General features: G+C 64.8%; 9 protein-coding genes. 6 read left to right on the top strand and 3 right to left on the bottom strand.

All coding sequences use genetic code 11. The annotated features are described in order from the left end of the window. The 6 genes from MOV75_RS21930 to MOV75_RS21905 all read left to right on the top strand — a co-directional run. Positions 1-765 (top strand): hypothetical protein (locus MOV75_RS21930; protein WP_247006599.1); only part of this gene is annotated, 765 nt, incomplete at its 5' end. 3 nt (positions 766-768) lie between these two features. Further along, the gene (locus tag MOV75_RS21925; protein WP_247006598.1) at positions 769-972 is read left to right on the top strand and encodes a hypothetical protein; all 204 of its coding nucleotides are present in this window, start codon (positions 769-771) and stop codon (positions 970-972) included. Between the two features lie 25 nt (positions 973-997). Then, positions 998-1528, top strand: a complete 531-nt coding sequence (locus MOV75_RS42735; RefSeq protein ID WP_309486956.1) for a hypothetical protein — start codon at positions 998-1000, stop codon at positions 1526-1528. Positions 1529-1916: 388 nt separating this feature from the next. Continuing rightward, positions 1917-2504: a hypothetical protein gene (locus MOV75_RS21915; RefSeq protein ID WP_247006597.1), complete on the top strand. Its 588-nt coding sequence runs from the start codon at positions 1917-1919 to the stop codon at positions 2502-2504. 297 nt (positions 2505-2801) lie between these two features. Next, complete coding sequence (locus MOV75_RS21910; protein WP_247006600.1) at positions 2802-3728, top strand: ArdC family protein; 927 nt, start codon at positions 2802-2804, stop codon at positions 3726-3728. Between the two features lie 664 nt (positions 3729-4392). Next, positions 4393-4704: a DUF736 domain-containing protein gene (locus tag MOV75_RS21905; RefSeq protein ID WP_247006595.1), complete on the top strand. Its 312-nt coding sequence runs from the start codon at positions 4393-4395 to the stop codon at positions 4702-4704. 91 nt (positions 4705-4795) lie between these two features. On the opposite strand, the gene MOV75_RS21900 is transcribed toward MOV75_RS21905, so the two are convergent. The 3 genes from MOV75_RS21900 to MOV75_RS21890 all read right to left on the bottom strand — a co-directional run. After that, positions 4796-5875, bottom strand: a complete 1080-nt coding sequence (locus MOV75_RS21900) for a nucleotidyl transferase AbiEii/AbiGii toxin family protein (protein ID WP_247006594.1) — start codon at positions 5873-5875, stop codon at positions 4796-4798. Next, positions 5872-6657 (bottom strand): DUF6088 family protein, encoded by a 786-nt coding sequence (locus tag MOV75_RS21895; RefSeq protein WP_247006593.1) that lies wholly within the window; start codon positions 6655-6657, stop codon positions 5872-5874. The genes MOV75_RS21900 and MOV75_RS21895 overlap by 4 nt, the downstream gene beginning before the upstream one ends. A 128-nt stretch (positions 6658-6785) precedes the next feature. After that, the coding region (locus MOV75_RS21890; protein ID WP_249796760.1) for a helix-turn-helix domain-containing protein at positions 6786-7031 on the bottom strand (246 nt) is incomplete at its 5' end.

Here is a 7031-nt window from a genome sequence, read left to right as displayed (position 1 = left end):
GCCTTCGCGATGCTGCCGGCGCGTCGCGGCGGGCACTATCTCGCATCCGGCTGGCGCATCGGCCGGCCGATTGCGGAATGGCAACGCGCGGACTTCTACGGCCATTCCGGCGCACTGGCGGACGAGGCCGCATTCCGATCGATGGTCACGGAAAACGCCGAGCACCAGCGCGAAAAGCGTGCGCTCGGCCGCAAGGATTTGCGGTCCGCGGCGAACACGCCGTGGGGTGCCTCGCAAGGCGCCACCCTCTACGCCGAAGATGTGGTCTGCCACTCGACCGCAGGCCACGGCGGCTTTCACCTCTCCGCCGAGCGCAACCGCAAGGTCCATCCCATGCTGCGCTCGGAGGGTGGCTGGTACGAGGAAGACGCCGAATGGGCGATTGTCGCGATCACCTTTCCGCAGCTCTTCACGGCGTTCGAGCGGCGTTGCGCCGAGAGAACCATCAGGGACAGTTGGCCCGACGCCTGGGAGGCCATTTCCGGCACGATCCTCCAGGCGGGCGAGTCCCGCGAAAAGGATCGCCGCGCCTTCGACCACGCGCACGGGCGTGACTGGGTCGTCGTCTCTGCCATCACTTCCAAGCACGAGAGCGGCTTCGTCGAGGTCGTTGCGACGCTCGGCGGAAAGCGCGGGCCCGGGACTGAGGAGCGCCGCTTCCTCGTGCCGTCCGGCGAGTATCAGGTCGGACGCTTCGGCTTCGTGATCGACGAGGTCCGCCACCAGGTCTACGGCGGCCCCTCCGACTTCGTCGGCTGGAGGTGACCCATGCCCTGGCGCCTCATTGCCAAAGCCTTCGGCTGGCGCATGGCCACTGACGAGCACGGCGAAACGCCGGTCCTCGTCGTCCGGCATCCGCGGCTTCGACGGCATTTCACCGGCACCGACGCTTGGAGGTGCGCCGTGCGCGTATCCATCCATGCGCCGGAGCCCTGCCCGGCTGACGTCGACAGAAAGGAGATTCAGCCATGAATGCCTTGTCGCCGTCGATCTCCTCATGCGCGTGCACCATTATCCCGAGAGCGCCATCGGCTACGCACTCGACGGCATCCTTACGCCAGGCATGCGCAAGCACGCTGGCATCGATTCGGCGCGGGGCGTCGCTGGCGAAGACGTCGCTTCATCCATCGCCGCGGTGTCCCTCCCGGACGACAACACTCCCGACGAGTCCGCCTCCTCTATGGCCTGTGAGGACGGAGCGATGATTGAGCGTCAAGACCAACGCCTCCTGCTCGCGCGCATGAAAGCCGCGCAAGCCGAGACGCGGCGCCGTCTCGGCCTCATCGAGCGCCAGATCGCGTCACGGGCCGAACGGCTAACGATCACCGACCGGACGAAGCGAAAGCAGCGCGGCCGTAACGCATCGAGCTGGACGAGCGCGGACGAGCGGCTGTTTCAGCAGCATATCGCGGAGCTCGCCTTGGCCCGTCGCCGCGAGATCGATGCTCTCACCTGCAAGCTCGATCGGCAGGAGACGGCGATCGCCGAGGTTCGGACGCGCCATCGGGTTTCCGCTGCGTGGCGGTGAGAGGCGAAGAAGCCACCAATTCGAGCGCGAGCGACGCGTGCGAACGCTTCATGTCCAGGCGGGGAGTTCAGCGGGTTTGGCCCGACGTCTCACGGTTTCAGCGGCGGATGCCTTGGCCGTCACCCCCTCGGTTTGTGCTGCGGTCTGAACCGGCCGCGGTCCGCTTCAAGGGCAAGTCGCAAGCGATCGGCGGACGCCGTCTCGCGATGGGGAGCCGCGTTCTTCGCAGGCCTGAGGGCCCGCTCGGCCTTTGGCCCACCCATGCTCGCCTTGGCAGCCGCCGCCCCCTGAAGCGGCCCGCTGAAGCCGGTTCTGGTCGACCGCACCCGAGGGAGCGACGGCCAAGGGCCGATCGCTTCCCAAGGCGAAACCGAGAAAGGATCACATCATGACCAAGACCGCCCGCTCCCCCCGCTCCTCCGCCCGTGTCATCCCGCTCCGCCGCGGCACGACCCTCGAAATGGTCCGCCTCGTCTGTCCCGACTCCGCACAGACATTGCGCATCTCCGAGAGCTTCGGCCTCGCGGTCCTCGACAGCGACGGCATCCGCGACTTGCACGAGCGGCTCGTCATCGAGACCGCCGACGCGCTCAAGGATGGCCTGAGTGAACGCGCAATGCAGATCCACCTGCAACGGATCGTCGGTGCTTATGTCGGGTCGGCCCACGGCGCCGGCCAGTTCTACACCCGGGCAGTCACTGAAGCGCGAGATGCGACCGCCAAGCTCGCCAACGACAGCCGCGATGAGGACCTCGATGGTCCGGTCGGCTTCGATAGCCAAGCACAGCGCAAGCGAGAATTCGCCGCTGACATGGGCGCGCAGGCTCACGCGCTTCGCATGGCCGCCGAAGGCGCCGTCGCCGCCTACGAACAGGTCGTCGGCGAGACCTGGAAGCCTTTCGAGCGTCCCGTCGACAACACGACCGACACCGTCGGCCGCAAAGCGGCCAAGGCGCAGATGTCGGCGTTCGACTGACCGTCGGCGCGGGGCCTCGGCCCCGCGCCTCTTCCACTGTTCCCACCTGAAGGGCCGGTCCGCGAGACCGGCCCTTTTGGTATCGCCGCTAGCAACAAGAAGGAACCAGCCGCCTGCGCTGCTGGCCATCGTGGCTCCTCCCGATCCGTGGTCCTGCGCCGGACCCGACGTCCGCGCAACGGCTTCGCCGTCCTTCGCGCTGCTGCGGCCCTTCGGGTGCGCGAACTTTGGGTCCGGCGGTGGCGGACCCCGTGAGGAGCCGCGATGGGCGCGGCCTTCCGAACGGAGGATATTATAATGAGCAGGAACGAAGAAAAGTCGCGAGGCGACCTGTACGTCCGCATCACGGATCGCATCGTCGCCGAGCTCGAACGCGGCGTGCGCCCCTGGGTTCAACCTTGGACCGCCGCGAAGACGGCGGACCGCATCACCCGACCGCTGCGACACAACGGCCAGCCCTATACGGGCATCAACGTCTTGCTGCTTTGGTCAGAAGCCATCGCGCGTGGCTTCTGCTCGCCGATCTGGATGACGTTCAAGCAGGCCAATGAACTTGGCGCGCATGTCCGTAAGGGTGAGACCGGCAGCACTGTGGTGTATGCGAGCCGCTTCACCAAGACCGAGACCGACGCTCTCGGCGGCGAAGTCGAACGCGATATCCCCTTCCTCAAAGCCTATACCGTCTTCTGCGTCGATCAAATCGATGGCTTGCCCGCGCACTACTACGGTCGGCCGCCCGTCGTCGCATCACCGATCGAGCGCAACGCGCACGCCGACGCTTTCTTTGCCAACACCGGCGCGATTGTTCGGCACGGCGGCTCGATGGCATTTTATGCGCCCTCGTCCGATCACATTCAGATGCCGCCGATCGAAAGTTTTCGCGACACGGCCTCCTATGTCGCCGTCAGAGCCCATGAGACCGTGCACTGGACCGCTCCCGCTCACCGCGTCAATCGCGATCTCAGCCGTTACGGCAAGGATCGGAGCGAACGCGCGCGCGAAGAGCTGATTGCCGAACTCGGGAGCTGCTTCCTCTGCGCTGATCTCGGGATCTCTCCTGAACTGGAACCTCGGCCGGATCATGCAAGCTACCTCGCGTCGTGGTTGGACCTCTTGTCTAATGAGAAGCGCTTTATCTTCTCGGCTGCGGCGCATGCGCAACGCGCCGTTACCTATCTGCACGACCAGCAGCCGAAGGCAGTAGACGTCGAGGAGGCAGCATGATGAGCACACCGCGTAATTGGTGCCGGTGCTTGCCGGCCCTAAGTCATCCGGCGATCGTCGCAGAGACTGCAGCCCCTCGCTTGGCCGCTCGACGGCCGGGCCCCTTTATCCTGTGCTGCGGGACCTGACGGTGACTTGCTTGCCTTCCTTCGAAGGCGGACGAGTTCTGGGCTTTGCACGGGTCGTCGCTTTGCCAAGCAAATCTCGCTCGCGGCCTGCGGGTCCACCTTGAGGGCCGCGTGGCTCCTGACGGTCGAGTAGCGCTTGGCTTCCTGCTTCGGGCCTCGACCAGCAAGCCTGAGGAATTGTCAGATGTGTGCGGTGGGCGGTGATCGGGTTCTGTCCTCCGTCTGGGTTTCGATGATCGCAAGTCGCGTTCCTCGGATGTTTCTTCTGGCACACCCACGTCGTCCTCGATTTGGCATGTCTGACCGAAGGGCGTCGTCGCTTAAGCGCCGCCTCGCTCTTACCCCCGCAACAGCCGGTTACGACTTTCTTCCCCTGGACCGCTGCGCGTCCATTCCTCGCGCAAGACAAGAAAGTCGTGCCCTGCTGCCCTCTACTGCGTGCCGGCCCCTTCGGGGTGCGGATCGACCGCCTCCGGTCTGTCGCCAGCCATCGAGGCCGCGATGGGCGCGGCCCGGGAAACTGAAAGGACACCACAATGGCGACCATCGGCACCTTCACCTCGACTGGCAACGGCTTCACCGGCACGGTTCGCACCCTTGCGCTCAATGCCAAGGCCAAGCTGGTTCGGGTCGAGAACCCCTCCGACAAGGGACCGCACTTCCGCATCTTCGCCGGTAATGTCGAGCTGGGCGCGGCCTGGCAGAAGACCGCCAGGGATACCGAGCGTGACTATCTCTCGATCAAGCTGGACGACCCGAGCTTCCCCGCCCCGATCTACGCCACGCTGATCGAGGTGGAAGGCCAGGAAGGTCTTCAGCTCATCTGGTCCCGTCCCAGCCGGGACTGATCCCACTCACGGCAACGGCCCTGCCAATCGGCGGGGCCGTTTCTGCGTGAGCCGAGGTGGACGCACCGAAGGCGGGCTCCCTCCAACTGCTTTACCGCGCCGTCCCGCTTTTGCTTGCGTCGTTCTCGTTTAGACGCGCCTCGAGCGAGCTGATGCTGTCGAGCACGGCCTCGAAATCCGGTGGATCGCCGAAGATCATGCCTTGCATGGCCCGGTAGTCGACGCGCAACTGCGCGATCATCGCGTTATGCGGGGCGAGCGCGAACGAGCCGGGCACGGCACTCGCGAGATCGAAGTCCGGCCGATTGAAAAACATCCGGGCGTGCGCGACGCAGTCCGCGCCGAGCGTCTGCTCCGCGATGGCGGCTGCGCCGACCGGTGCCGCGGCGAGCTGGTGTAGATCATAATAATGACGGGACACGCGTTGGCCGCCCCCACGCAGCTCGCCGCGCTTGTCGAACCAGCGCCGCAGCCCGTGGAGGATGACAACCTTGTCCCAAAAGGTGCGTTCGGGATCGACCGTGCGCACGGCCGGCACGGTCAGGTCGAGCGCCGGCAGATCATCGTCGACATAGGGCTTGACCGGCACTTCGCTGTTCGGGTCACGCGCGGATTTCGCGCCCGACTCGAGCTTGATTGCTGCCCGCACGTAATCCGATCGCGGCGTCGCCGCGGGATACCAGATCAGCAGTGTCTGTCCGTCTGGATCGGTGTCGTCGGCTTCCACCCGTGCCGCGCCGGCATTGAGGCTGGTGGCCCGGAGCCGATCCTGTAGGATCATGGTCAACTCAGCGCGAAGCGGACCGTTGATGTAGGCCTTGCAGGCATCCTTGATCGCATCGAGACGTGCCTTGCGTTTTTTGCCGCTCAGTGCGTCGAGTTCCTCGATGGTCGCCGGCTCGCCGATGTCGTCCCGAAACACCGTGACGTCGATGTCTTCGGAGAAGCGGTTGATCAAACCGAACCCCTTTGACAAGGAGGTTCCGCCCTTGAAAAGGAGGCGCGGTCCTCCGTCTTTCAGGCCATTGAACAAGGCATCCAGCGTCCAGCAGACCCAGAAGTCCTTCTCGATATTTTGGGATGCCGTGCCGAGGCGCAGCGCCGTTGTGTCGAAGGCGCTCAACATCACGTCCGACCCGGCCGCGAGAACTTCGTCGAAAGCCGGGTTCATGTCTTCGCTGACCGGATTGCGCCGCGCTTGGCGGTGTGTGTCTTCTGAGTGGAGACTGCTTTGCGCTTGGGTCCGACGACGGCAACGTGATGTTGATCATCGTCACTGTCCTTCGTTCTATGTCGACGACGATCAGCATCATCATCATCGGCATGCCGACGACGAACGCCGGCATCGTTTTCGATGAGCGGCTTGAGAAACACCCACATCCATGTCGGAAGCGCCGTCATACCGGCGGTGAGATCGGCTTTAAGAGGCGGTCCCGCTGTTGGGTCTTCGAAAAGCTTGGTGAGCTTGCGCCTGACCTGATCGCTCTCCCCTTCACGACCCAAGAGATCGCGCAGCCAGTGAAGTGCTTGGACGACGCGCATCGCGGGTCGCCCAGCCCAGAACAATTTGCTGGCCGCGGTCGGGCGGAAGGTGATCGTCACGTTACCGAGCTTGATCGCACGGCGCCGCGCGTCAGTGTGCACCACGATTTTGGCCGGGACGGCGTCAGTCAGGCCCAAATCGTTCGCCGCGGTCATGCCATCGACAAGCATCCGGGTTTGGTCGCGTCGCCCGACGGCGTCGATGACCGAGCGCGGATCCGGCGGATTGGCTTTCTGGGTGAGCTTGTTGAAGCCAGGCTGATCGTAGAGCCCGCGATCGATCCGTCTGAGGGATTCGGCCTTCGTCAGCCGCTGCAACGTCTTATCGACGGCGTCCCGCGAGGCGAGATCGACGAAATCGCTGGGCGTCCAGACCTTGCGCGGCGCGTCGTCACGAATGCGGTCGAGCATGGCTGTCTTCAGATCGAGCGGGCTATTCATGTCCGAAAATTGTAGTGATTTTTCGGACAGATGGCAAGTTCGATGTCCGAAATACATATACAAACTTCGGACAGCCGATCCGACAGGCGCGCGGCCTTTCAGAGAATCCCCCACGCCCGATAGCGTCCCCTCCCCGTGGCCTCGCGCAAGCCGAGCTGGGCCACCAGGTCCTGCGCGGCGCGCGGCGTGATGCCGAGTTCCTTGGCGATCATGCCAGCCGAGACAATCGGGCGGGTCAGCACGTAGTCCAAAAGCGCCGGCAGCCGGGAGGTGGTGCGGCGGCCGTCGAGTTTGCGGGCGAGCAGGGTGCGCTGGTTCAGCCAGCGATCGTGGTCCTTGAGGCC

It is taken from the genome of Bradyrhizobium sp. PRIMUS42, from assembly GCF_023006515.1.
Lineage (GTDB): Bacteria > Pseudomonadota > Alphaproteobacteria > Rhizobiales > Xanthobacteraceae > Bradyrhizobium.
This window is presented reverse-complemented; position numbering and strand designations above follow the sequence as displayed.